The following is a 23,525-nucleotide window of genomic DNA, read 5'->3' on the forward strand; positions in this document are numbered from 1 at the left end:
AGCCCCGGAAAGCCCGGGCGCAGCCCGGGGCCGCACAGCGCGGCGGCGCCGCACCCACCCGGCACCCACCCGGCACCCACCCGGCACCCCCCCCCCGGCTCCCACTCCGCCTCCCACTCCGGCCCCCGCCCGGCCACCGCTCCCGCAGGGAGCCACGCCCCGCGCACCCCCCGTGCGGCAACGCGGCCCACCGGCCCGATAGCCTTCGGCTCATGACCGCACCGCTTTTCCCGGGTAGGGCCCACCGCAGCGTCGCGGCCCTCGGAGCCGTGTCCGCCGGCCTCCTCTTCCTCTCGGCCTGCGACACCAACAAGCCGACGCCGCTCGCGACCGTGACCGTCGGCAGTTCGACGGTGTCCTCGCAGGCCGCCTGCCGCCCCGGCAGCGGCGAGGAACTCTCCGTGGAGAGGGTCCAGAACTGCCTGACCAACATCAAGCACGCCAAGACCATCGAGTACGGCCGCGGCGACACGCTGCGCCTCGGTGTCGATCCCGACGTCGTCAAGGACGACAAGAAGTGGCAGGCGGTCCTCGACGGACAGCCGATCACCGAGCCGTCCGCGAACACCTACCGCAGCTTCCAGGGCGCCGACGTCTTCGCCACCGGCGGCCAGGGCGAGGCCCCCGCCTCGAAGATGCTGGGCTTCGTCCAGTTCGACGCGAGCGGCAAGCCGCTCGCCGTCTGGACCTTCAAGGTCAAGCTCAAGTAGCCGCACCGTGCGCGCGCTCATCGTGACCGCCGTGGCCGCGGAGGCGGACTCCGTGGCCGCCGGTCTCACCCCTTATCCGGACCCGGTCACCCCGGAGCCGCGCACGCTGCCCGGCAGTTATCCGATCCACCGCCGGGACCTGCCCGGTCTCGCCGCCGACATCCTCGTCGGCGGCGTCGGACCGGCCGCCGCCGCGGCCGCGACGGCCACCGCCCTCGCGCTGGCCGACTACGCGCTCGTCGTCTCCGCCGGCATCGGCGGCGGGTTCGCGCCCGCCGCCCCGCCCGGCTCCCTCGTCGTCGCCGACGCCCTCGTGGCCGCCGACCTCGGGGTCGACACACCGGACGGGTTCCTGCCGGTGGACGCGCTCGGCTTCGGCCACAGCGTGCACCTGCCCCCCACCGAGCTGGCCGCCCGGGCCGCCGAGGCGACCGGCGGACTGCTCGCACCCGTCCTCACCGTCTCCACCGTCACCGGCACCGCCGCCCGGGCCGCCGAGCTCGCCGCCCGCCACCCCTTGGCCGGCGCCGAGGCCATGGAAGGCTTCGGCGTCGCGGAAGCGGCCGTCGCGCACGGGCTGCCCGTCCTGGAGATCCGGGCGGTGTCCAATCCCGTCGGGCCCCGCGACCGCGACGCCTGGCGGATCGGGGACGCCCTGGCCGCGCTGACCGACGGCTTCCGCGCGCTGGGACCCGTACTCGTCCACTGGGGAGAACAGCATGAGCGGCAGCAACCCTGACAACGGCGACGCGCCGGTACGCATCGCCTATTCGCCGTGTCCCAACGACACCTTCGTCTTCGACGCCTGGGCGCACGGCCGGGTCCCCGGCGCGCCCGCCCTCGACGTCACCTTCGCGGACATCGACCTCACCAACGGCATGGCCGAGCGCGGCGAACTCGATGTGCTCAAGGTGTCCTACGCCGTGCTGCCCTGGGTGCTGGAGGAGTACGCGCTGCTGCCCTGCGGCGGCGCGCTGGGACGGGGCTGCGGCCCCCTCGTACTCACCCGTGAAGCCGGCGTGGACCTCGCCGGGAAGACGGTCGCCGTGCCGAGCGAGCGTTCCACCGCCTACCTGTTGTTCCGGCTGTGGGCGGCGGACGTGCTCCCCGCGCCGGTCGGCAAGGTCGTGGTCCTGCCCTTCCACGAGATCATGCCGGCGGTGCGCGACGGCCGGGTGGACGCCGGACTGGTCATCCACGAGGCCCGGTTCACCTACCAGGACTACGGACTTCACCGTCTGGCCGACATGGGCGAGCACTGGGAGTCCACCACCGGCCTGCCCATCCCGCTCGGCGCGATCATCGCCAAGCGCTCACTGGGCGCGGACGCGCTGCGTGCGCTGGCCGAGTCGGCCCGTGCGTCGGTGCGGATGGCCTGGGACGATCCCGAGGCGTCCCGCCCGTACGTCCGCGCGCACGCGCAGGAGCTGGACCCGACCGTCGCCGACCAGCACATCGGCCTGTACGTCAACGAGTTCACCGCCGACCTCGGCGACGACGGGTACGCGGCCGTGCGCGGTCTCCTGACCCGGGCCGCCGCAGAGGGTCTGGTTCCGGCCATCGCGCCCGACGCTCTGCGCTTCCCGTAGCCGGACCCTCCTGACCGCGAACGCCGGTGCCCCGCCCCCCTCCAGGGGGGCGGGGCACCGGCGTCACCTCACGTCGTGCGCCGGGCGCCTCAGACGTCGAGCTGGTCTGCGACCGCCCGCAGCAGCCCCGCGATCTTCGCGCCGTGCGTCTTGTCTGGGTAGCGGCCCCGCTCCAGCATCGGCGTGATGTTCTCCAACAGGGTCGTCAGGTCCTGCACGATGGAGGCGAGCTCGTCCGGCTTACGGCGCTGTGCCGCCGCGACAGAGGGTGCCGGATCGAGCACCGTCACCGAAAGTGCCTGGTCACCGCGCTGTCCGGCGACCACGCCGAACTCCACGCGCTGCCCGGGCTTGAGGGCGTCCACCCCGGCGGGGAGCACCGACGAGTGGACGAAGACATCGCCGCCGTCGTCGCGGGAGAGGAAGCCGAAGCCCTTCTCACTGTTGAACCACTTGACCTTGCCGGTAGGCACGTCCGTCCTCTGTTCTTGTGCGTGTCGGGTCCGGAGAGCCGTGTGACGGCTCCGGACAGCAGTGAAGCGGGTCCCCATGACCCGCCACCTCCAGGCTAATGCTCAGGAAACGGGTGACAAGTCGTTACCCGGTCCTTCCGGCACTGCTGCTTCGGCCAGGGAACTACCCTGGTGAGGTGACTGCTACTCCTGATCCCGATCACGACGATGACGCGCCCCGGCCGGGCGACGGACTGATCCGGGCCGGCGGCATCCTCTTCATCGTCGGCGCCGTCGCCACGCTCGTGACGATGGCGCCGATGTTCCTCGACATCGCCCCGTTCCCGCCGGCCGCGTGGGCGGTGTGCATGCTGATGGGCGTCGGGTTCGCCGTCTCGGCGGCCGGCGTGGTCCGCTCCGCCGCCGCGCAGCGCAGGGCGGCCCGCAAGACCCGGGCCGCCACCGGCTGAGGTCAGATCTCGCGGGTGCGGACGTACTCCTCCAGCCACTCCGGCAGCGCGGTGAGGTCCGTCAGTACGACGTCGGCACCGGCCGCGCGCAGCTCCGGCTCGGCGCAGGGGCCGGTCGGCACGGAGACCGACACGGCGCCGGCGGCGCGTGCGCCGCGTACGTCGCCGACGTGGTCGCCGACGTAGACCTGGGCCCCGTACTCGCGCAGGGCCTCCGCCTTGGCCTCGGCCCACAGCCAGCCGATGACGGCGTCGGGCTCGATGCCGAGGTGTTCCAGGTGCATACGGGCGTTGGGCTCGTTCTTGGCGGTCACGACGATCGCCCGGCCGCCGAGCCCCTGCACGGCCTTGACCGCCTCAAGGGCGCCGGGCATCGCGGGGGTGGTGTGGATCGCGTGGGTGGCGTAGATCTCCCGGTACCGGTCGACCATCGCGGGGATCTCCTCCTCGGGGAACCACCGGGCGATCTCCTCCTCCAGCGGTGGCCCGAGCCGGGTGACGGCCTCGTCGGCGTCGATGAAGGTGCCCGTCTCGGCGGAGAGCGCCAGGTAGTTGGCTCTGATGCCGGGGCGGGAGTCGATGAGAGTCATGTCGAGGTCGAAGCCCACCGTCAACGGCGGGACGGCGGGGGCGGTGGGGGGCGTCTCGGACGTCATGGGAGCCATTGTGCCGAGAGGGGCCAGACCGGTGGGTACGCGGCCTTGCGTCCGGCCGACCGCAGGGTGAAATGTACGGACTTGTCACGCTGAAACGTCCCTGCCGGTATAGGCCGCCTCAAGCGATCCATGACGCCGTGTCGAACTAACCGGAAACCCCACCCCCGCTTCCCGGCCGTTAAGTCCGAAACCAACCCCCTTCCAGCCCCGCCGGCACTTGAGGCACGGGCCGCCGCATCAAGCCTCGCCGGCGCTTGAGGCGCGGGGCGCGGGGCGGAGCCCCGCAAAGCCCGGCGCAGCCGGGGCCGCCTCGCGCGACGGCGCCGCACCCATGACCCCTCAGGGCAAGCCCGCCCCGACCAAACCCCGCCGACGCTCAAGGCACGGGCCGCCACCTCCAGCCCCGCCGGCGCTTGAGGCGCGGGGCGGAGCCCCTCAAAGGCCGGCGCAGCCCGGGCCCCGGGCAAGCCCGCCCCGCCCTCAGACCCGCCGCGAACGCCACGCCAAGTACACCGCCGCCACCACCCCCGCCACCCGCGCCAGCCACGGCCACATGTCCTGGAACACCACCCCCAGCTCCTGGTCCCCCAGCGCCTCCCCCCACCGCCCGGCGTGCCGCCCCCACAGCCACACCACCGCCCCCGCGAAGACCGTGCCCGGCACCCCGAACACCACCGCCTTGCGCTCCGTCGGCCCGAGCACCCGGGACGCGTACGCCAGCAGGAAGCCTGCCGCCAGGACCAGCCAGTACCCCGTCACCGCCCCCGCGACCAGCGCCACCGCCGCCAGCAGCAGGAACAGGTTCGGCTTCGGCCGCGCGGCCGCCACCACCACGTCCCCGACCGGCGCCGGGACCACCGCCGCCGCCTTGCGCCGCTCCCGCAGGGCCCGTACGACCACCCGCACGCGGGACGGCGGAGCCGACGGCTCGTCGGCGACGGGAGCCCGCGGCCCCTCCTCGTCCTCCTCGTCCCGCGCGAACCGGTCCGGGATCTCGATGCCCCCGGCGAAGCCCTCCACCTGCGGTCCCGCCCCGTAGCCGCCCGGCCCCAGCCGCCACCAGTCCGGCTCGCCGCCGTCGCCGTCGCCGAGCTCGTCCAGCCCGGCCAGGTGTGGCGGCACGTTCTCCGCCGGTCGCGGCTCCGGCCCCTGCTTGCGCAAGCCCCGCAAGCCCCCGCGGCCCCCGCCGACCCCGCCGCGCTGCTCCGGCACCGCCGGGGCCACCGGAGCCGCCGTCGTCGCCGCCTCCCCCGCCGGGCCCGGCAGGGCGGACAGCACCTCCTCCGGCGTACCGATCCGCTCCAGGATGCGCCGCACCGCCGCCGGGGTCTCCGGCTCGTACTTGGCGCGCCGTCGGTCGATCTCGTCCCGCAGCCCCGCCACCAGCCGCATCCGGTCCCCCGACGACAGCTGCCGCCGCTGCGCCAAGTCCCCGACCCTGCTCAGGTATTCGTAGACCAGCTGGTCGCTCTCGATCCCCACGCCCCGCCTCCTCCCGTCCCGCCTGCCCCGAAGGTAGCGCGTACGCCGTGGAGCCGCTGGCGGCGCAACGGAGACCACAGCGGATACCGTTGACCGGATGGGGACCGGCCGACGGACCGGCCGACGCGACCAGGAGGCGACCGTGCCCGACCCAAGCACCGCCGAGCCAAGCACCGCCGAGCCAAGCACCGCGCAGGCACGCACCGACCAGGCACGCACCACCGCCGCCACCGCGCCGCGCTCCCTCGCCGAGGCGCTCCGCGCCCGCGACGACGTGGCCCTCGCCGCGCTGCTGCACGCCCGCCCGGACCTGCTGACCCCGGTGCCCGGCGACGTCACCCAGCTGGCCACCCGCGCCGGGACCCGCGCCTCCGTGGTCCGCGCCCTGGACCGCCTGGACCGGTTCGCCCTCCAGACGGCGGAGGCCCTCGCGGTCGCCCCGGACCCATGCCCGTACCCGGTGCTGGAGTCGCTGCTGGCCGGAGACACCGGCAGCACCGGCGAGGACAACGGAGCCCGCGCCGCCCTCCCGCGGGCCCTCGGCACCCTCCGCGACCAGGCCCTGGTGTGGGGGGACGACGACCGCATCCGCCTGGTCCGCACCGCCCGGGAGCTGCTCGCCCCGTCCCCGAGCCGCCCCTCCCCCACCGGGCTGGGCCCGACCGTCGCCGAAGCCACCTCCGGCATGTCACCGACGCGCGTCCAGGAGATCGTGGCGACCGCCGGGTTGCCCGCCACCCACGACCCCGTCTCCGCCGTGGCGGCGCTGACCGGCCTGTTCACCGACCCCGAGCGGATGTCGGCGCTGCTGGACGAGGCCCCGGCGGAGGCGCACCAGGTGTTGGGCCGGCTCGTGTGGGGGCCGCCGTACGGGGAGGTGACCCCCGATCCGACGCCGCCGGTGCGCTGGCTGCGCGATCGGGGCCTGCTGCTGCCCGCCTCGGCGCGCACGGTCGTACTGCCCCGCGAGGTGGCCCTGTACCTGCGCGGTGGGCTCGCGCACCGGGTGACGGAGCCGGTCGCCCCGACCGTGCTCGTACACCGCGAGCACCGTCCACAGCTTGTGGACGCGAACGCGGCGGGTCAGGCGCTGGCGGCGCTGTCGACCGTGGAGGAACTGGTGAAGTCCTGGGAGCACACCGGTCCTCCCGTGCTGCGGGCCGGCGGTCTGTCCGTACGGGACCTCAAGAGGACGGCGGCGGCGCTGGACACCAGCGAGCAGTCGGCGGCGTTCTGGGCCGAACTCGCCTACGCGGCCGGGCTCGTGGCCGGGGACGCCGAGGCGGACGAGCGGTACGCGCCCACCCCCGCCTTCGACGGCTGGCTCGAACTTCCGCCCGCCGAACGCTGGACGGTGCTGGCCCGGGCGTGGCTGCCGGCGACCCGCACGGCCGGGCTGGTCGGCGAACAGGACAGCAAGGGGCGTACGTTGTCGGCCCTCGGCCCCGAGCTCGACCGCTCCGCCGCGCCCGAGGTCCGCCGCCGGGTCCTCGATCTCCTCGCCGAGCTGCCCGAGGGCGGCTCCCCCGACCCGGACGCGCTGCTCGCCCGGCTCGCGTGGGAGCGCCCGCCGCGCGGCACGAGCGACCTTCGCACCCGCCTCGCGCGGTGGACGCTGACCGACGCGGAGGTCCTCGGCGTCACCGGCCGGGGCGCGCTGAGCGCCTTCGGCCGCGCTCTGCTGGAGGGCCGCGACCCGGCGCCGGTGCTCGCCCCGCAGCTGCCGGAGCCGGTGGACCACGTCCTGCTGCAGGCCGACCTGACGGCCGTGGCTCCCGGCCCGCTGCGCCGGCCGCTCGGCGACACCCTGGCGGTGCTCGCGGAAGTCGAGTCCAAGGGCGGCGCGACGGTGTACCGCTTCACGCCGGGCTCGGTGCGCCGGGCCCTGGACGCCGGGCACACCGCCGTCGACCTGCACGCCTTCCTCGCCGAGCACAGCCGTACCCCCGTCCCGCAGCCGCTGTCGTACCTCATCGACGACGTGGCCCGGCGCCACGGGCACCTGCGGGTCGGCGCCGCCTCCTCGTACCTGCGCTGCGACGACGACGGCATGCTCAACGAGATCCTGGCCGACAAGCGCTCCGCGGGGCTGGGGCTGCGCCGGCTCGCGCCGACGGTGTTGGCCGCGCAGGCCGAACCGAAGGTTCTGCTCGACGGACTGCGGGCGATGGGCTACGCACCGGCCGCGGAGTCCCGTACGGGCGACGTCCTGGTGGCCCGGGCGGACGCGCACCGCTCCCCGGCCCGCTCGGCGCCGGCGCCGGTTCCGGACGGCCCACCGGTACCGGACGCGACCCTGCTCGGGGCGGCCGTACGGGCCATCCGCGCGGGCGACCTGGCGGCGACGGCGGTCCGCAAGGAACCCACCACCAACCCCTCGGGGGGCGCCGCCCCGGGCGAACTCCCGCGCACGAGCGCGGCGGAGACCCTGGCGACGGTGCAGGCGGCCGCGTTGACCGGCTCGGCGGTGTGGATCGGCTACGTGAACGCGGAGGGCGCGGCCAGTCAGCGCGTCATCGCCCCGGTCCGGGTGGAGGGCGGCTTCGTCACCGGCTACGACCACACGGCGGACGAGGTCCGCACCTTCGCCCTCCACCGCATCACGGGCGTGGCGGAACTGGCGGAGGACCAGGTCTAGGCGTGTCGTCCGGACGGGTCGTCTCGCCGGAAGGGTCCGGCGAGACGACCCGTGGCCACCGCCCCGTCTTCGGCGACCGTGACGCGGCGGCCCCGCCGACCTGCTGAGGCCGGTGGGAGCGGGCGGTAGGGCCCCTTCGACGTGGCACGACCCGCGTGTTCCCGGCCGGCCCCGTCGGACCGGTATACGGCACGTCGCGCGTCCACCGCCGGCGCGGCTGCCGAAACGCGGCTCCCGCGTGCGAACCGGAAGATCCGTCGCTTCCGCCGGCCGGGCCGGGTGCCGGGCGGCGGGTTCGCGGGCGCCGCGCCGCCCGGAAACCGGCCCGGCCGGCATCTGAGGCGCGGCGTCCGGGGCGGGGCCCCGGAAGCAGCCCGGGTCCGGGCAGCTCGGCGGCGCCGCAGCCGCCCCGCTCCCGCTGGGAGCCACGCCCCGCGCACCCGACGCGCGGCGACTCGGCCCACCGGCCCGACTGCGTTCGGCCGCGGCTCGGCGTACGCCGCCGCCACCGGCTCCGCGCCGCTGTGATCGGCGGCGAGCAGCGTCCGCCAGGCCGCTTCGGCCGTCCGGGCGCCGGTGGGGTCGGTCGTCCTGGCAGCGAGCCCGCCCGCCGGCGCGGGCGGAAAACCGCCGGCACGGCGGCCGGGCGCCCGGCACCCTGGGGGCATGTCCGTACAGCCGGGTCGGGCGGTCCGCGCCGCCCGCACCGCCACCACCGTCACCGTGTACCAGGCGTACGCGCCCGCCCTGGGCCTTCCCGCCGCCCGCGACGGGCGTTTCCCGGCCGCCTGGAAGCGCGAGCGGATGACCTGGGTCAAGCCCTCGTTCCTGTGGATGATGTACCGCTGCGGCTGGGCCACCAAGGCCGACCAGGAGACGGTGCTGGCCGTCGAGATCACGCGCGAGGGCTTCGACGAGGCGCTGGCCGGGGCGTGCCTGTCCCACTTCGAACCCCGCACCCACCCCGACCGCGCGTCGTGGCGGCGCGCGCTGTCCCGCTCCCCCGCCCGCGTGCAGTGGGACCCGGAGCGCGACCTGCACCTGAACCCGTTGCCTTACCGCTCGCTCCAGCTGGGCCTGTCGGGCCCGGCCTCCCGTACCTACGCCGACTCCTGGACGGTCTCCATCCGCGACGTCACCCCGCTCGCGCGGGAGATCCACGGTCTGGTCCGGTCCGGCCGGACCGACGCGGCGCGCGCCCTGCTCCCGGTCGAGCCCCCGTACCCGACGGGCCCCCTGCCCCACCTGGGCGCATAGCGGGCACCCTCGCCGGCCCCACCCCGCCCGGCCGTGCCTGGGCGGCCCGGCGGCGCTGGGGGCCGGGAACCGCCCCGACCACGCGGCGATGCGGCAGACTGGAGGTTTGGCCGTCCTCGTCAGGGCGGTCCACCCCACGCCGGAAAGGGACGCGTGTGAACGGGCCTCTCATCGTCCAAAGCGACAAGACCCTCCTCCTGGAGGTCGACCACGAGCTGGCCGGAGCCGCGCGCCGCGCCATCGCACCCTTCGCCGAACTGGAGCGCGCCCCCGAGCACATCCACACCTACCGGATCACCCCGCTCGGGCTGTGGAACGCCCGCGCCGCCGGGCACGACGCCGAGCAGGTCGTGGACGCGCTCGTCGAGTTCTCCCGCTATCCCGTGCCGCACGCGCTGCTCGTCGACGTCGCCGAGACCATGGCCCGGTACGGGCGGCTGACCCTGTCCAAGCACCCCGTCCACGGACTCGTGCTGACCAGCACCGATCGGCCCGTGCTGGAGGAGATCCTGCGGTCCAAGCGGATCGCCCCCCTGGTCGGGGCGCGACTCGACCCGGACACCGTGGCGGTGCACCCCTCCGAGCGCGGCCAGATCAAGCAGACCCTGCTCAAGCTGGGCTGGCCGGCCGAGGACCTCGCCGGTTACGTCGACGGCGAGGCGCACGCCATCGACCTGGTGGAGGACGGCTGGGCGCTGCGGCCATACCAGCAGCAGGCCGTCGAGGGTTTCTGGCACGGCGGCTCCGGTGTCGTCGTGCTGCCCTGCGGCGCCGGCAAGACGCTGGTCGGCGCGGGCGCCATGGCGATGGCCAAGGCGACCACGCTGATCCTCGTCACGAACACCGTCTCGGCCCGGCAGTGGAAGCACGAGCTGGTCAAGCGGACCTCCCTCACGGAGGAAGAGATCGGGGAGTACTCCGGCACCCGCAAGGAGATCCGGCCCGTCACCATCGCCACGTACCAAGTCCTGACGACCAAGCGGAAGGGTGTCTACCCGCACCTGGAGCTGTTCGACTCCCGCGACTGGGGCCTGATCCTCTACGACGAGGTGCACCTTCTGCCCGCGCCGGTCTTCAAGTTCACCGCCGACCTCCAGGCCCGACGGCGGCTCGGCCTGACCGCGACCCTGGTCCGGGAGGACGGCCGCGAGTCGGACGTGTTCTCCCTGATCGGGCCCAAGCGGTTCGACGCTCCGTGGAAGGAGATCGAGGCCCAGGGCTACATCGCGCCGGCTGACTGCGTCGAGGTGCGGGTGAACCTCACCGACTCGGAGCGGCTCGCGTACGCGACCGCCGAGACGGAGGAGAAGTACCGCTACTGCGCGACGACCGCGACGAAGCGGAAGGTCACCGAGGCGCTGGTGCGCAAGCACCAGGGCGAGCAGACCCTGGTCATCGGGCAGTACATCGACCAGCTCGACGAGCTGGGCGAGCACCTCGACGCGCCCGTCATCAAGGGCGAGACCTCCAACGCGCAGCGCGAGAAGCTCTTCAACGCCTTCCGCGAGGGCGAGATCAGCGTGCTGGTCGTCTCGAAGGTCGCGAACTTCTCGATCGACCTGCCCGAGGCCACCGTCGCGATCCAGGTGTCGGGCACCTTCGGCTCGCGCCAGGAGGAGGCGCAGCGCCTCGGCCGGGTCCTGCGCCCGAAGGCGGACGGGCACGAGGCGCGGTTCTACTCGGTCGTCGCGCGCGACACGATCGACCAGGACTTCGCCGCGCACCGCCAGCGCTTCCTGGCCGAACAGGGCTACGCCTACCGGATCATGGACGCCGACGAGCTCCTGGCGAGCGACTGACCCAGTCCCCGCTCCCGCCCCGGCGGACGTCCCCTTCCGCGACGGGTGACCTCGGTGAGGGCACCCGCGCGGCCGGGGCTCGCCGGCGACCGGCCGCGCGCGTCAGGAACGCCAGCAGCGGAACGCACCAGACCCACAGGTGCGGCAGCGCCGGCAGCAGGGCCCGACCGCCGGAGGCGAGGTGGCGGGTCCAGTAGTCGGCGGAGTCATGCGGGAGCACGACCAGCCCCAGCAGGCCGGTACCGGCGAACGCCGCCAGTGCCGTCAGGCCGGTCCGGATTCGGCCCGTCAGCAGCAGGTACGGGATGAGGACCGCCGGGGTCAGGGTGATCCCGGCGGCGGTGCCCAGCGCGAAGCCCTTGCCAAGCCCCCCGGACGGCCGACCCAGGTCCCAGACGGCGACGCAGGCCAGCGCCAGGTTGATCTGACCGGGCAACGGGCTCTGGATCAGCGGCTCGACCCACAGCCCGGCGACGGTGGCGGCCAGGACGTACCCCGGCCGGGCCCGCAGCCCCGCGAGGCGGCAGGACGACAGGACCAGCAGGGCGAGCAGTGCCGCACTCCCCAGGACGAGCACGGCCTTGAGCAGCCCGGCCGGCAGCCAGGCGGCCGGCGTGAACAGGATCGCGGCGAACGGCGGATAGGCGGTGGGCGGGCGCCACTCGGCGGAGGAGAAGCCGTGGACGAGGGCGTCGGCGATCGGGACGCGCGCGGCGATGCAGAGCACCCCCAGCGCGAGCAGCGAGCCGGTGATCAGCAGGCGGTAGAGGGGCGACGGCGAGCGGGCGGGCTCGGGGCTCGGGGTCACGCGCGTGACCCTAGTGGATCAATGACCCGACGCCGCCGGGATCAAGCCAGTCCACCGCGCGCGCCGCCCACGCCCGCCCGCCGGGGTACGCCCGGGAAAGCAGGCGCACACACTGGCGAACGTCCCGGACCCAGCAGGCACACGCCCTGCGCCCACCCCAGGCGCGGCCTGCGCGCATCGCGGCCTGCGCCCATCCCGGCTCGGCGCGTCGTCACCGGGCCACGCGCCCCGTGCGCCCTCCCCGCCGGCGCCCTGCGAACGTCCCGGGCACGCCCTGGTCAGCGGCGTATGAGGCCCGTCTCCTCGGAGTACTCACCGAGGACGGCGACGCTCACGGCGGTCGCGGCGAAGACCTTGACGGCGCGCAGGACGTCCCCGAGGCGGTGGCGGGGAGGGTGGTCGGAGGTGGCGGTGGCGCCGCCAGGGCGGCCGCCCCGGATAGGGGTGAAGGTTGCGGTGCTCATGTATCCATGGTGCGTTTTCTCCGGGGATGTCACATCGCCCTCAAGACGGAATCCACGGGCGTCCCGTCTCCTCCTCCCGACGCATGCCGGCCCCTGGGGCCCTCCCAAAGGTCTGACGCTCCCCCGTATGACACCCACACGGAGGTACCTGACGAGGAGCCTTAATCCATTCGCGCACCGGCCTCGCGGTGGCTACACTCGCCGCTCTTGCCGCCTCCCTCCGCCCCACCGGGAGAGCGCCCGCCGGCCGGTACCGGCGGGCACGTGTCCGTACCGCACCGCTCCCCGGAGCGAGCTCCCGCAGACCAGCCGTTGGAGGCAGCCCGTGCCCGCGCACGCCCCCGAGCCCGCCGGCCGCACCCGCGCCGAAGCCACCCCAGAAGCCCGCGCCGAAGCGCCCGCAGCCCACCCCGCCGCTGCCACCGCCACCGCCACCACCACCGCCGTCACCGGCCCCCGCTCCGGCCAGGGCCCCGACCCGGCCCACCCCCTCGCCCGGGAGCAGGCCCACCTCACCGCCTCCCGCGCCGCGCTCCGCGCGATGCGCGAGGACGTCGAGTCCCTCGACATCCGCGACGTCACCGCGAACTGGGTCAACGCGGTCGTCCTCCAAGGCCAGATCGACGACCGCATCAAGGCCCTCGCCGACCTCGCCCACACCCCCCTCTTCTTCGGCCGCCTCGACTACCTGCACGCGCCCGGCGCCGACCTGGCCGAAGGCGCCGGAGGCGAGCAGTTCTACATCGGCCGCCGCCACGTCCACGACGCCGACGGCGACCCCATGGTGATCGACTGGCGCGCCCCCGTCTCCCAGCCCTTCTACCGCGCCTCCAAGGCCGACCCGCAGGACATCGCCCTGCGCCGCCGCTTCGGCTACACCGGCGGCGAACTCACCGCGTACGAGGACGAGCACCTCAGCGACCCCGCCGAGAGCGCGGCGACGGTCAGCAAGCTCCTCCAGCAGGAGATCGAGCGCCCGCGCGTCGGCCCCATGCGCGACATTGTCGCGACGATCCAGCCCGAGCAGGACGAGATCGTCCGCTCCGGCCTCTCCGGCTCGGTCTGCGTGCAGGGCGGCCCCGGCACCGGGAAGACGGCCGTCGGTCTGCACCGGGTCGCGTACCTCCTGTACGCGCACCGCGAGCGCCTCGCCCGCACCGGCACCCTCGTCATCGGGCCGAACCGTTCCTTCCTCCACTACATCGAGCAGGTCCTGCCGGCCCTGGGCGAGTTGGAGGTCAAGCAGGCCACCGTCGACGACCTCGTCGCCCGCGACGGCCTGGAGGTACGCGGCACGGACGCCGCCGAAACCGCAGTGGTCAAGGGCGACGCCCGGATGGCGGAGGTGCTCCGCCGCGCGGTCCGCTCGCACGTCAACGAGCCGGTCGAGCCGCTGATGGTGGTGCGCGGGTCGCGCCGCTGGCGGGTACCGGCGTACGAGTTGGCCCAGATCGTCTCCGAGCTCCTCGCCCGGGACATCCGCTACGGCGCCGCCCGCGACGCGCTGCCGCAGCGGATCGCGCACACCGTCCTCGTCCGCATGGAGCAGGCGGGCGAGGCGCCCGACGACCGGGTGCAGGACGCGGTGGCCCGCAACCCGGCGGTCAAGGCGGCGGTACGGGACATCTGGCCCCCGGTCGAGCCGGCGAAGCTGGTGTTGCGGCTGCTGTCGGACGCGGACTTCCTGGCCGCCCACGCGGACGGGCTCCTCACGGACGACGAGCAGAAGCTGCTGCTGTGGCCGAAGCCGCTGCGCAGCGTGAAATCGGCGAAGTGGTCGGCCGCGGACCTGGTCCTGATCGACGAGGCGGCGGACCTGGTGGAGCGCACGCACTCGCTGGGCCACGTCGTCCTCGACGAGGCGCAGGACCTCTCGCCGATGCAGTACCGGGCGGTGGGACGGCGCTGCACCACGGGCTCGGCGACCGTACTGGGCGACCTGGCACAAGGCACCACCCCGTGGGCCACGCGCAGTTGGGGCGAGGCGCTGACGCACCTGGGCAAGCCGGAGGCGGTGCTGGAGGAGCTGACGGCCGGCTTCCGCGTGCCGCGCGAGGTGATCGCGTACGCGTCACGGTTGCTGCCGGCGATCTCACCCGGGCTGGCGCCGGTGTCGTCGGTCCGTGAGACGCCGGGCTCGCTGGTCGTGTCGGAGGTGGCCGGGGCGGAGTTGACGGCCGCGGTGGTCGATGCCTGCCGGGCCTCCCTCGCCTACGAGGGCTCGATCGGCCTGATCGCGGCGGACGCCCGCGTCCCGGAGCTGGCGCGGGCCCTGGAGGCGGCGGGGCTGCCGTACCTGGGTCCGGGCGAGGAGACGACGGAGCGGGCCCGGCTGACGTTGGTGCCGGCGTCGCTGGCGAAGGGCCTGGAGTACGACTACGTCGTGCTGGACGAGCCGGCGGCGGTCGTCTCCGGCGAACCGGACGAGCGCACCGGGCTGCGCCGCCTCTACGTCTGCCTCACCCGAGCCGTCTCGGGCCTCCACACCCTCCACGCGACCCCCCTCCCCGAAGCCCTGGCCTGACGCGCCCGGCGGCCCCCCTCCCGGCGGCCCTCGCACCGGAGCGGCTGCCGGACCGGGTGCCGGCCCACCCGTAACTCCGTTGGACACGGAGCCCGGACGGCCGGACGATGGAACCACCTCGTGAAGGTGCCCCCGGGCCGCCCCTGCGGGCGGGGTCCACGAGGCGCGGGGCCCGTGAGGGGCCACCGCTCCGAGAGCCCCGCGGGCTCCCGTCCCCCGCCGGGCCCAACACGCGCCGCACGCTGGTCGCCACGTGGTGCCCACTCAGCCGTCGCGTGGTTTCCGCTCGGCCGTCTTGTCTCCGAGAGAAGGACGAACAATGAACCGACGTGTACGACTGGCCGTACTGACGCCGCTGGCGGTGTCCTCGCTGGCCTTCGGGTCGGTGTCGCTCCTGGCGGGTTCCGCGCAGGCGGCGGCGCCTTCCCTCACCTGCAGCGTGAAGCAGACCCCGACGAGTCCGGGCCGCTACGACGTCAACGTCAAGGGCGCCCAACCGGGAGTAGAGGTGTCCGTCCAGGGCGGCACCGCCACCCACAGGTTCATCGCCAGCGGCTCCGCCAACGACGACGGTGAGTTCAACTCCAGCGGCTTCATCCCGGCCGGCAAGGTGACCGCCTCTTCGGACGACGACAAGGCCACCTGCGGCACGGTCAAGGAAGCCGAACAGCAGGGCGCGCGCGCCCAGTACTCCGCGGGCTTCAAGAAGGGCTTCGACGAGACGAAGGTCAACTGCAAGGCGGCGGCCCCGCCGAACAACCTCACCCAGCTCGACCCGAACTTCGAGAAGGGCTTCAACGCGGGCGCGAAGGCCGCGCTGGAGAGCAAGTTCTGCTGACGCCCCCCGGCCGCCGGGCATCGCCCCGCGCACCCACCGGGGTTGACGTGCCGTCAACCCCGGTGCACGACAGCCCTGCGACACCCGGCGCCCCGGCGCGGCCGCTCGGCTGAGAACCGCGCGCCGGCTTCCGGTCGGAGCGTCGCTCAGCCGAGGGCCGTACGCCACTCGGCCACCGCGGACGCCGCGACCGGGCCCGACCAGCCCGAGGCGCGGGCCGCGCCGCCGATGTGGAAGGCGTCGATGCCCGCCTCCCGCAGCGCGGGGAGGTGGTGCAGCGCCAGGCCCCCGCCGACCAGGATGCGCGCCGCGTACCCCGCTTCGCCCTGCCGGGCCGCCTCCGCCGCCAACACCGGCAGGCCCGCGTCCACGCCCGCCGCCGCCCCGGCCGTGAGGATGGTGTCCAGCCCCGGCAGGTCCGCGAGGGCCTTGCGGGTCTGGTCCCGGTCGGCGGCCCGGTCGATCGCCCGGTGGAAGGTCCAGCGGCAGCCGTCCAACTCCGCCACCACCGCCTGCACGGCGTCGAGGTCGGGCCCCCCGTCCGGGTTCAGGAAGCCGAGGACGAACTCATCCGCGCCCTCCGCCCGCAGCTCCCGCGCCTGCGCGACGAGGAGGTCGAGCCGGCCGGCGGCGAACCCGTCCGTCCGGCGGAGCATCACGCGCAGCGGGATGTCGACCGCCGCCCGGATCGCCGCGAAGGTCTCGCGCGGTGGGGTGAGCCCGTCGGCGGCCATGTCGGTGACCAGTTCGAGTCGGTCCGCCCCACCGGCCTGGGCCGCGACCGCGTCCTCCGCGTCGAGGGCGATCACCTCCAGGAGCGCACGGTTGCTCATTCGATCGATCCCATCCTTCGGAAACGCAAAATAGGTCTAGTCCAATCTCAGGGTACGGGCCCGCGCCCGCCCACCACCAGCACCCCTCACGCCACCCCCACAATGTGCCCATGACCTCAGACCTCCGCGACCGCTGGCGCGCCACCACCAGCGCCGCCGGCGCCGCCCCCGACCTCGACACGACGCCCTACGCCGACCGCCTCCTCGCCGCCTGGGCGGAGCCGCAGCGCCGCTACCACACCACCGCGCACCTGGCCGACGTACTCACACGCGTCGACGTACTCGCCCCGTACGCGCAGGACCCCGCCGCCGTCGAACTCGCGGCCTGGTTCCACGACGCCGTCTACCGCCCCGACCGGTCCGAGAACGAGGAGCGCAGCGCCGCCCTCGCCGAGCGCGCCCTGCCGGAACTGGGCATCGACGCCGCCCGCACCGCCGAGGTGGCCCGGCTGGTCCGCCTCACCGTCACCCACGACCCCGCCCCCGGCGACACCAACGGCGAGGTGCTCTGCGACGCCGACCTCGCCGTCCTCGCCGGCGCCCCGGACGCGTACGCCGCCTACGTCGCCGCCGTCCGCGCCGAGTACGGCTTCGTCCCGGACGACGCCTTCCGCGAGGGTCGCGCCGCCGTACTGCGCCAACTGCTCGGCCTGCCCCGTCTCTTCCGCACCCCCCACGGCAGCACGCACTGGGAGGCGCCGGCCCGCCGCAACCTGGCCGCCGAGCTGGCCACCCTGACGGAGACCTGACGCACGACACGGGATACGGATACGGATACGGATTACCGGATACCGATACGGGAATGCGCCACCGTTCCGGCGGGTTTGTACCGAACATGCCCGCAGCCACCGAACGCTCCCGCATGCCCGTCGCCGTCTACGTCCTCGGCCTGTCCGTCTTCGCGCTCGGCACGAGCGAATTCATGCTGTCCGGGCTCCTGCCACCCATCGCGGACGACATGGACGTCACCATCCCGCAGGCCGGCCTGCTGATATCCGCCTTCGCGATCGGCATGGTCATCGGGGCACCGCTGCTGGCCGTCGCCACCCTGCGCCTGCCCCGCCGTACGACCCTCGTGAGCCTGATCTCCCTCTTCGGCCTCGGCCAGGTCGCGGGCGCGCTCGCACCCTCCTACGAGCTGCTCTTCGCCTCCCGCGTGGTCTCCGCGCTCGCCTGCGCCGGGTTCTGGGCGGTCGGCGCGGCCGTGGCCATCGCCATGGTCGACAAGGACCAGCGGGCCCGCGCCATGTCCGTCATGATCGGCGGGCTGTCTATCGCCAACGTCCTCGGCGTGCCCGCCGGCGCCTTCCTCGGCGAGCAGTTCGGCTGGCGTTCGGCGTTCTGGGCGGTCGCCGTGGCCTCCGCCGTCGCCCTCGCCGGCATCCGGGCCCTGATCCCGCGCATCCCGCTGCCCGCCGAGAGGCCGCGGCTGCGCAGTGAGCTGCGCATCTACCGGGACCAGCAGGTGTGGCTGTCGGTGGCCGTCACCTCGCTCGCCGCAGGCGGGGTCTTCTGCGCCTTCAGCTACCTCTCGCCGCTGCTCACGGACGTGGCCGGACTGGACGCCGGTTGGGTGCCGTGGGTCCTGGGCCTGTTCGGGGTGGGCGCGCTGGTCGGTACGACCATCGGCGGGCGGGTCGCGGACGCGCACCTGTTCGGGGTGCTGCTGTGGGGCATCGCCGCCTCAACGGTGTTCCTCGTCGCGCTGGCCCTCCTGGCCTCCTTCGCGGTGGCGGCGGTCGCGCTGTCGTTCCTGATCGGCGTCTCGGCCTTCTTCACCGCCCCCGCGCTGAACGCCCGGCTCTTCAACGTCGCCGGGGCCGCCCCCACCCTGGCGGGCGCCACGACCACGGCCGCGTTCAACCTCGGCAACACCGGCGGCCCCTGGCTCGGCGGCACCGTCATCGACGCCGACTTCGGCTTCGCCGCCACCGCCTGGGCGGGCGCCGCGATGACGGTCACCGCCCTCGCCCTGACGGCCCTCGCCCTCCGCCTCGACCGCCCCACCCTCCCCCTCCCGGCGGTCACCGCCCCGCACCACACCGCCGACGCCCTGGCCGACCGCTAGGCGCGGCGTACGCGGCGGCCGACACGGACGGGGGCGGCCGGGCAACCGGGGCCGGCGACCGGGCGCGCACCGTTCCCGGGGACCAACCGGACCGCCCCGATCCGCGTCCCCGTGCCCCAGAGGCCCCGCGCCCCGGAAGCCTCGGGCCCCGGACGCCACGGGGCCACCACGCCGCCGGCAGCCGGAAGCCCACAGCCGCACACGGGTCGGCCGGGACGCCCGGACCGAAACGCCCGGGTCCGAACGCCGTCGCCCGAACGCCGGGCCGGCAGCGGGCACGTCCCCGGACCCGTGATCAGGCCGTACGTCCCTTCGGACGGCGCAGCCCCGCCTCGGTGAGCCGCCGGACCAGCTCCTTGCTGCCGATCTCCACCGCGCCCGCCGCCACCGCGTCCGCGTACCGGTACGACGGCACATCGTAGTGGTCCCGCTCGAACGCCCTCGGCGGGCAGCCGATCGACGCCGCGAAGGCGTGCAGTTCCTCGTACGAGACGTCGCTGACCAGGTGCGACCACATACGGCCGTGCCCCGGCCAGGTCGGCGGGTCTATGTACACCGTCACCCGCCGCTCACCGCCGGCCGAACACGGGTCCGAGCCCGCCCACCGCCGCCACCCGCACGCCCGCCTCCGAGCACACCCACTGCGGGTCCGGCCCGAGCTCCGGCTCCACGTCCAGCGAGTGCGGTTCGCCGTGCGCGCACACCGGGCAGAGCGGCCAGCGACCGTACTTCTCCAGCAGCGAGTCCTGGACGTCCTGCGCGACGAGTCCGGCGAGGTAGTCGACGCCCTCCGGCCACTGCTCCACCCACCACCGGCGGTGCGTGACCGCGTCCTCCACGAGGGACACGACATCGGCCTCCGCGACCTCGCCGGCGACGAGATCGGCGAGTACGAGGGCACGGGCGGCATGGAGTGCCTGCTCAAGAGGGGTCGCGTGGTCCATGGGCCCATTGTGAACCCGTACGGGCGAGTACGAGCAAAGCCAGTGCCCACTTCCACGGCAGTGGGCCGTCCGGGCATGGCGCCTTGACCCCCGCCCCGGACGAAAAATACGGTGCCGACCTCAGCCATCGGCCCGAGAAACGACCGAGCGACGAAGCCACAAGCGACCAAGCCACGAAGCGACGAAGCGACGAAGACACCCCAGCGCTAGGACCCGCCCATGACCGCCCACGCGGAACTGCGTGCCCAGCTCGACGCCCTCACCACCGAGGCCTTCCGCCCCGACCTCGCCGAGATCGACCGGCTGCCCACCCTCGACATCGTCCGTCTCATGAACGCCGAGGACGCGACCGTCCCGGCCGCCGTCGCCGCCCGGCTCCCCGAGATCGCCGCGGCCGTCGACGCGATCGCCGCCCGCATGGCCCGCGGCGGCCGGCTCCTCTACGCCGGCGCCGGCACCGCCGGCCGCATGGGGGTGCTCGACGCAAGCGAATGCCCGCCGACCTTCAACACCGACCCCCACCAGGTCGTCGGTCTGATCGCGGGTGGCCCCACCGCCATGGTCAAGGCCGTCGAAGGCGCCGAGGACTCCGCCGACCTCGCCGCCGAAGACCTCACCGCACTCGACCTCACCGCCGCCGACACCGTCATCGGCATCTCCGCCTCCGGCCGCACCCCGTACGCGATCGGCGCCGTCGAGTTCGCCCGCACGCGCGGCGCACTCACCGTCGGACTGTCCTGCAACGGCGGCTCGGCCCTCGCCTCGGCCGCCGAACATGGCATCGAGGTCGTCGTAGGGCCCGAATTCCTCACCGGGTCCACCCGGTTGAAGGCCGGCACCGCGCAGAAGCTCGTACTGAACCTCATCTCGACCGTCACCATGATCCGTCTCGGCAAGACGTACGGAAACCTGATGGTCGACGTCCGCGCCACCAACGAGAAGCTGCGCGCCCGCTCCCGTCGCATCGTCGCCCTCGCCACCGGCGCCCCGGACGACGAGATCGAGGCCGCGCTCGCCGCCACCGACGGCGAGGTCAAGAACGCCGTCCTCGTCATCCTCGGCGGAGTCGACGGCCCCACCGCCGCCGCCCTCCTCACCGAAACCGCCGGACACCTGCGCGACGCCCTCACCCGGACCCGCTGACCGGCAGCCCACCCGGGCCCGTCGACCGACACCCTCCACCGACCCGCAGCGAGGCGAACCACCACGATGTCCCCCGACCCGCACCGCGCCACCGCCGCCGCGATCCTCCCCCTGGTCGGCGGCCCGGACAACGTCACCTCCATCGCGCACTGCATGACCCGGCTGCGCATCGGCCTGCGCGACCGTTCCCTCGTCCGGGGCGAAGCGCTCAAGGCCCTGCCCGCCGTACTCGGCGTCGTGGACGACGACACCTACCAGATCGTGCTCGGTCCGGGCGCCGTCGCCCGCGTCACCCCCGAGTTCGAGGCGCTGGTGCGGGAGGCCGCCCCCGACGCAACCACCCCCACCACCCCCACCACGGCCGCCACGGCCGAGGCGCTCCGCTCGCGCGGAACGGCGCTGAAGGAAGCCCGCACCGCGCGCAACTCCACCCCCGTCAAACTGCTCCTGCGCCGGATCGCGAACATCTTCGTCCCCCTCATCCCGGCCCTCATCGGCTGCGGCATCATCGCCGGGCTGAACGGCCTGCTCACCAACTCCGGCCTGCTGCCCGCCGTCGTCCCCGCCCTCGCCGCGATCGCGTCCGGGTTCATGTCCTTGATCGCCGTCTTCGTCGGCTACAACACCGCCATGGAGTTCGGCGGTACGCCCGTCCTGGGCGGCGCCGTCGCCTCGATCATCGTCTTCCCGGGCGTCGCGAAGATCGAGGTGTTCGGCCACCACCTCGCCCCCGGCCAGGGCGGCGTCCTCGGCGCGCTGGCCGCCGCGCTGCTCGCCGTGCACGTGGAGAAGTGGTGCCGCACCTGGGTCCCACAGGCCGTGGACAACCTGGTCACCCCCACCCTCACGGTCCTCCTCCCCGGCCTGGTCACCCTCTTCGGCCTGATGTACGTCGCCGGTGAAGTAGCGGAGGGCATCGGCTGGTTCGCCGACCGCCTCCTCGCCACGGGCGGCGCGTTCGCCGGGCTCGTCCTGGGCGGTCTCTTCCTGCCGCTGGTCATGCTCGGCCTGCACCAGGCCCTGATCCCGATCCACACGACCCTCATCGAGCACTCCGGCTACACCGTGCTGCTGCCGATCCTCGCCATGGCGGGCGCGGGCCAGGTCGGCGCGGCCATCGCCGTCTACTACCGCCTGCCGCGCAACCGTTCCCTGCGCACGACCATCAAGTCGGCCCTCCCGGCCGGTTTCCTGGGCGTCGGGGAACCGCTGATCTACGGGGTCTCCCTGCCGCTGGGCCGCCCGTTCGTCACCGCCTGCGTCGGCGGGGCGGCGGGCGGCGCCTTCGTCGGCCTCTTCAACCAACTCGGCGCCGGCTTCGGCTCGACGGCCATCGGCCCCTCCGGCTGGGCCCTCTTCCCCCTGCTGGACGGCCCCGCCGGGCTGGGCACGGCCATCGCCGTCTACGCGGGCGGCCTGGCGGTCGGCTACGCGGTCGGCTTCGCCGCCACCTACTTCTTCGGCTTCACCCCACAGATGCTGGCCGACCTCGACACGGACCCGGACCCGTCCCCGGCCACCCCAAGCCCCTCCGCTGAACCGGCCCCGGCTTGACCGGTTCTCCGGACGGCGTGCATAAGGTGATCGGATGATCGAGATACGCCGCGCCACACCGTCCGACGGGGACGTGCTCGGGGAGATCCACGCCGCCTCCTGGGAAGCGGCGTACGCCCCCTTCTTCGAGGCGGAGTTCGCCTCCCGCGAGGTACGCGCCCGGCGCACCCGCTGGCACGCCCGCGTCGCCGACGACACCGGCACGATCCTCCTCGCCCGACTCGACGGCCGCCCTCTCGCGCTGTCCTTCTCCGTACCGTCCCCGGACCGGGCCGGCCTCGCGGAGATCCGCACCTTCTTCGCCCACCCCGACGCCTGGGGCACCGGCATCGCCGGCGCCCTCATGACCGCAACGCTCCGGCGCCTGCACGAAGACGGGTACGGCGGCGCGCACCTGTGGACCCTGCGCGACACGCCTCGCTCCCGCCGCTTCTACGCGAAATCCGGCTTCAGCGAATCCGGTGCTGTGCGGACCCACGACTTCGGCGACGGCGCCCCCCTCGCCCAGGTCGAGTACCTCCGCACCCCCTCCCCGGAACCGGCCCGCGCCTGACCGGCGTGCTTCCGCGCCGCGATACGGGCGGCCCCTGCCGTCACGCCCCACACCCCCCGGCGGCGGTGCGCAGGTAGGCCACCATGTCCTCGACGCCGTAGCCCAGCTTCGGTCCCCGCTCGGCGGCCATCAGCAGCAGTTGCCCCACGATCTCGGCGCCCCAGCCGTCCGCGCCGTCCCGCGACCACTCCCACAGCTTCTCGATCCCCAGACCCGACATCTGGAGCCCGTACCCGGCCCGGATCTCCCCGCACAGCGGGGCCACCGCGTCGAGCAGCCGCGCCCCCGGACGCTCGCAGCGCAGCCCGAAGCACCCGCCGAAGTCCTCGACCACGCACCCCGTCGGCGGCCGGGCCTTGATGGCGTCGTAGCGCCGGTCATCGAACCCCGGGGACTCGTCCACCGGGGTGTGGACCAGCGAGAACCGCTGCCAGCCGGGCGGCGGAGGCGGCTGCGGACGCCAGGCCTTGAGACCGAACGCCTCCTGGACCAGGGCCGTCGCCTCGTCCGCCGTGTCGGCCGTCTCACAGACTCTTCGCTTCCCGTCGTCGCCCACAGCGGTCCACAACCCGCTGCGCTCGTCCCGCGCCACCCGCACCGACAGACCCATACCCGCACGCTTCCACCCGTCCCTGACCATCCCCTTCTCCAGCCAGCACAGCTTCCACGCCAGCTCGAACTCCCACCCGCGCGCCGCCTCCGCCAGCCCCCTCAAGACCGCTTCGCAACGCGCCCGTTCGTCA

The 23,525-nt window shown here is 74.3% G+C and carries 23 protein-coding genes; 14 read left to right on the forward strand and 9 right to left on the reverse strand.

Translation table 11 applies throughout. The features are described from left to right. The first annotated feature begins 212 nt into the window (after positions 1-212). From ACV7NM_RS14815 to ACV7NM_RS14825, 3 genes are read left to right on the forward strand one after another with little or no spacing between them, the layout of a single operon-like run. Entirely contained in the window at positions 213-710 is a 498-nt protein-coding gene (locus ACV7NM_RS14815; RefSeq protein WP_463410728.1) for a DUF2771 domain-containing protein, read from the forward strand. Positions 711-717: 7 nt separating this feature from the next. After that, positions 718-1,449 (forward strand): futalosine hydrolase, encoded by a 732-nt coding sequence (locus tag ACV7NM_RS14820; RefSeq protein ID WP_463410729.1) that lies wholly within the window; start codon positions 718-720, stop codon positions 1,447-1,449. Further along, positions 1,430-2,299, forward strand: coding sequence for a 1,4-dihydroxy-6-naphthoate synthase (locus tag ACV7NM_RS14825; protein ID WP_463410730.1), 870 nt, complete (start codon positions 1,430-1,432; stop codon positions 2,297-2,299). Before ACV7NM_RS14820 ends, ACV7NM_RS14825 begins: the two co-directional genes overlap by 20 nt. An 89-nt stretch (positions 2,300-2,388) precedes the next feature. Here the strand turns inward: ACV7NM_RS14825 and ACV7NM_RS14830 are convergent, their stop codons facing one another. Continuing rightward, on the reverse strand, positions 2,389-2,772 hold the full coding sequence (locus ACV7NM_RS14830) for a cold-shock protein (RefSeq protein ID WP_463410731.1): 384 nt from the start codon (positions 2,770-2,772) through the stop codon (positions 2,389-2,391). 176 nt (positions 2,773-2,948) lie between these two features. Between ACV7NM_RS14830 and ACV7NM_RS14835 the strand changes: the two genes are divergently transcribed. Beyond that, positions 2,949-3,221 carry a hypothetical protein gene (locus tag ACV7NM_RS14835; RefSeq protein ID WP_463410732.1) on the forward strand — a complete coding sequence of 91 codons (273 nt, stop codon included), beginning with the start codon at positions 2,949-2,951 and terminating at the stop codon, positions 3,219-3,221. A 2-nt stretch (positions 3,222-3,223) separates the two neighbouring features. Here the strand turns inward: ACV7NM_RS14835 and ACV7NM_RS14840 are convergent, their stop codons facing one another. Next, entirely contained in the window at positions 3,224-3,886 is a 663-nt protein-coding gene (locus ACV7NM_RS14840) for an HAD family hydrolase (RefSeq protein WP_463410733.1), read from the reverse strand. A gap of 471 nt (positions 3,887-4,357) precedes the next feature. Beyond that, complete coding sequence (locus tag ACV7NM_RS14845) at positions 4,358-5,359, reverse strand: hypothetical protein (RefSeq protein ID WP_463410734.1); 1,002 nt, start codon at positions 5,357-5,359, stop codon at positions 4,358-4,360. Positions 5,360-5,501: 142 nt separating this feature from the next. Between ACV7NM_RS14845 and ACV7NM_RS14850 the strand changes: the two genes are divergently transcribed. The 3 genes from ACV7NM_RS14850 (at position 5,502) to ACV7NM_RS14860 (ending at position 11,053) form a co-directional block, all read left to right on the forward strand. Then, positions 5,502-7,997, forward strand: a complete 2,496-nt coding sequence (locus ACV7NM_RS14850; protein ID WP_463410735.1) for a helicase C-terminal domain-containing protein — start codon at positions 5,502-5,504, stop codon at positions 7,995-7,997. Between the two features lie 666 nt (positions 7,998-8,663). Then, positions 8,664-9,254 carry a DUF4291 domain-containing protein gene (locus ACV7NM_RS14855; RefSeq protein ID WP_463410736.1) on the forward strand — a complete coding sequence of 197 codons (591 nt, stop codon included), beginning with the start codon at positions 8,664-8,666 and terminating at the stop codon, positions 9,252-9,254. A gap of 155 nt (positions 9,255-9,409) precedes the next feature. After that, complete coding sequence (locus ACV7NM_RS14860) at positions 9,410-11,053, forward strand: DNA repair helicase XPB (protein WP_463410737.1); 1,644 nt, start codon at positions 9,410-9,412, stop codon at positions 11,051-11,053. Here ACV7NM_RS14860 and ACV7NM_RS14865 read toward each other — a convergent pair. Continuing rightward, positions 11,019-11,861: a glycosyltransferase family 87 protein gene (locus tag ACV7NM_RS14865; protein WP_463410738.1), complete on the reverse strand. Its 843-nt coding sequence runs from the start codon at positions 11,859-11,861 to the stop codon at positions 11,019-11,021. The two genes, ACV7NM_RS14860 and ACV7NM_RS14865, sit on opposite strands and share 35 nt — an antisense overlap. A 278-nt stretch (positions 11,862-12,139) precedes the next feature. Then, positions 12,140-12,325: a hypothetical protein gene (locus ACV7NM_RS14870; RefSeq protein ID WP_463410739.1), complete on the reverse strand. Its 186-nt coding sequence runs from the start codon at positions 12,323-12,325 to the stop codon at positions 12,140-12,142. 541 nt (positions 12,326-12,866) lie between these two features. On the opposite strand from ACV7NM_RS14870, the gene ACV7NM_RS14875 reads away from it, so the two are divergent. Together ACV7NM_RS14875 and ACV7NM_RS14880 are read left to right on the forward strand one after the other, a co-directional pair. Next, on the forward strand, positions 12,867-14,849 hold the full coding sequence (locus ACV7NM_RS14875) for a HelD family protein (protein ID WP_463413946.1): 1,983 nt from the start codon (positions 12,867-12,869) through the stop codon (positions 14,847-14,849). Positions 14,850-15,168: 319 nt separating this feature from the next. Next, positions 15,169-15,687, forward strand: coding sequence for a hypothetical protein (locus tag ACV7NM_RS14880; protein ID WP_463410740.1), 519 nt, complete (start codon positions 15,169-15,171; stop codon positions 15,685-15,687). Positions 15,688-15,833: 146 nt separating this feature from the next. Here the strand turns inward: ACV7NM_RS14880 and ACV7NM_RS14885 are convergent, their stop codons facing one another. Beyond that, positions 15,834-16,520 carry a copper homeostasis protein CutC gene (locus ACV7NM_RS14885; RefSeq protein ID WP_463410741.1) on the reverse strand — a complete coding sequence of 229 codons (687 nt, stop codon included), beginning with the start codon at positions 16,518-16,520 and terminating at the stop codon, positions 15,834-15,836. A 110-nt stretch (positions 16,521-16,630) separates the two neighbouring features. Between ACV7NM_RS14885 and ACV7NM_RS14890 the strand changes: the two genes are divergently transcribed. Further along, positions 16,631-17,269 (forward strand): HD domain-containing protein, encoded by a 639-nt coding sequence (locus tag ACV7NM_RS14890; RefSeq protein ID WP_463410742.1) that lies wholly within the window; start codon positions 16,631-16,633, stop codon positions 17,267-17,269. 113 nt (positions 17,270-17,382) lie between these two features. Continuing rightward, positions 17,383-18,588, forward strand: a complete 1,206-nt coding sequence (locus tag ACV7NM_RS14895; protein WP_463413947.1) for a Cmx/CmrA family chloramphenicol efflux MFS transporter — start codon at positions 17,383-17,385, stop codon at positions 18,586-18,588. Positions 18,589-18,883: 295 nt separating this feature from the next. On the opposite strand, the gene ACV7NM_RS14900 is transcribed toward ACV7NM_RS14895, so the two are convergent. Together ACV7NM_RS14900 and ACV7NM_RS14905 are read right to left on the reverse strand one after the other, a co-directional pair. Further along, a complete protein-coding gene (locus tag ACV7NM_RS14900) occupies positions 18,884-19,150 on the reverse strand; it encodes a DUF4031 domain-containing protein (protein ID WP_361314682.1) in 267 nt (88 codons plus the stop codon). A gap of 7 nt (positions 19,151-19,157) precedes the next feature. After that, on the reverse strand, positions 19,158-19,532 hold the full coding sequence (locus tag ACV7NM_RS14905) for a hypothetical protein (RefSeq protein WP_463410743.1): 375 nt from the start codon (positions 19,530-19,532) through the stop codon (positions 19,158-19,160). A gap of 219 nt (positions 19,533-19,751) precedes the next feature. On the opposite strand from ACV7NM_RS14905, the gene murQ reads away from it, so the two are divergent. The 3 genes from murQ (at position 19,752) to ACV7NM_RS14920 (ending at position 22,782) form a co-directional block, all read left to right on the forward strand. Next, on the forward strand, positions 19,752-20,675 hold the full coding sequence (gene murQ / locus ACV7NM_RS14910; RefSeq protein WP_463410744.1) for an N-acetylmuramic acid 6-phosphate etherase: 924 nt from the start codon (positions 19,752-19,754) through the stop codon (positions 20,673-20,675). Positions 20,676-20,741: 66 nt separating this feature from the next. Further along, positions 20,742-22,229, forward strand: coding sequence for a PTS transporter subunit EIIC (locus ACV7NM_RS14915; RefSeq protein WP_463410745.1), 1,488 nt, complete (start codon positions 20,742-20,744; stop codon positions 22,227-22,229). Between the two features lie 34 nt (positions 22,230-22,263). Continuing rightward, positions 22,264-22,782 carry an N-acetyltransferase family protein gene (locus ACV7NM_RS14920; protein WP_463410746.1) on the forward strand — a complete coding sequence of 173 codons (519 nt, stop codon included), beginning with the start codon at positions 22,264-22,266 and terminating at the stop codon, positions 22,780-22,782. Positions 22,783-22,822: 40 nt separating this feature from the next. On the opposite strand, the gene ACV7NM_RS14925 is transcribed toward ACV7NM_RS14920, so the two are convergent. Then, positions 22,823-23,497, reverse strand: a complete 675-nt coding sequence (locus tag ACV7NM_RS14925) for a hypothetical protein (protein ID WP_463410747.1) — start codon at positions 23,495-23,497, stop codon at positions 22,823-22,825. Positions 23,498-23,525 lie beyond the last annotated feature (28 nt).

The organism is Streptomyces sp. Tek67B01 (assembly GCF_055231995.1).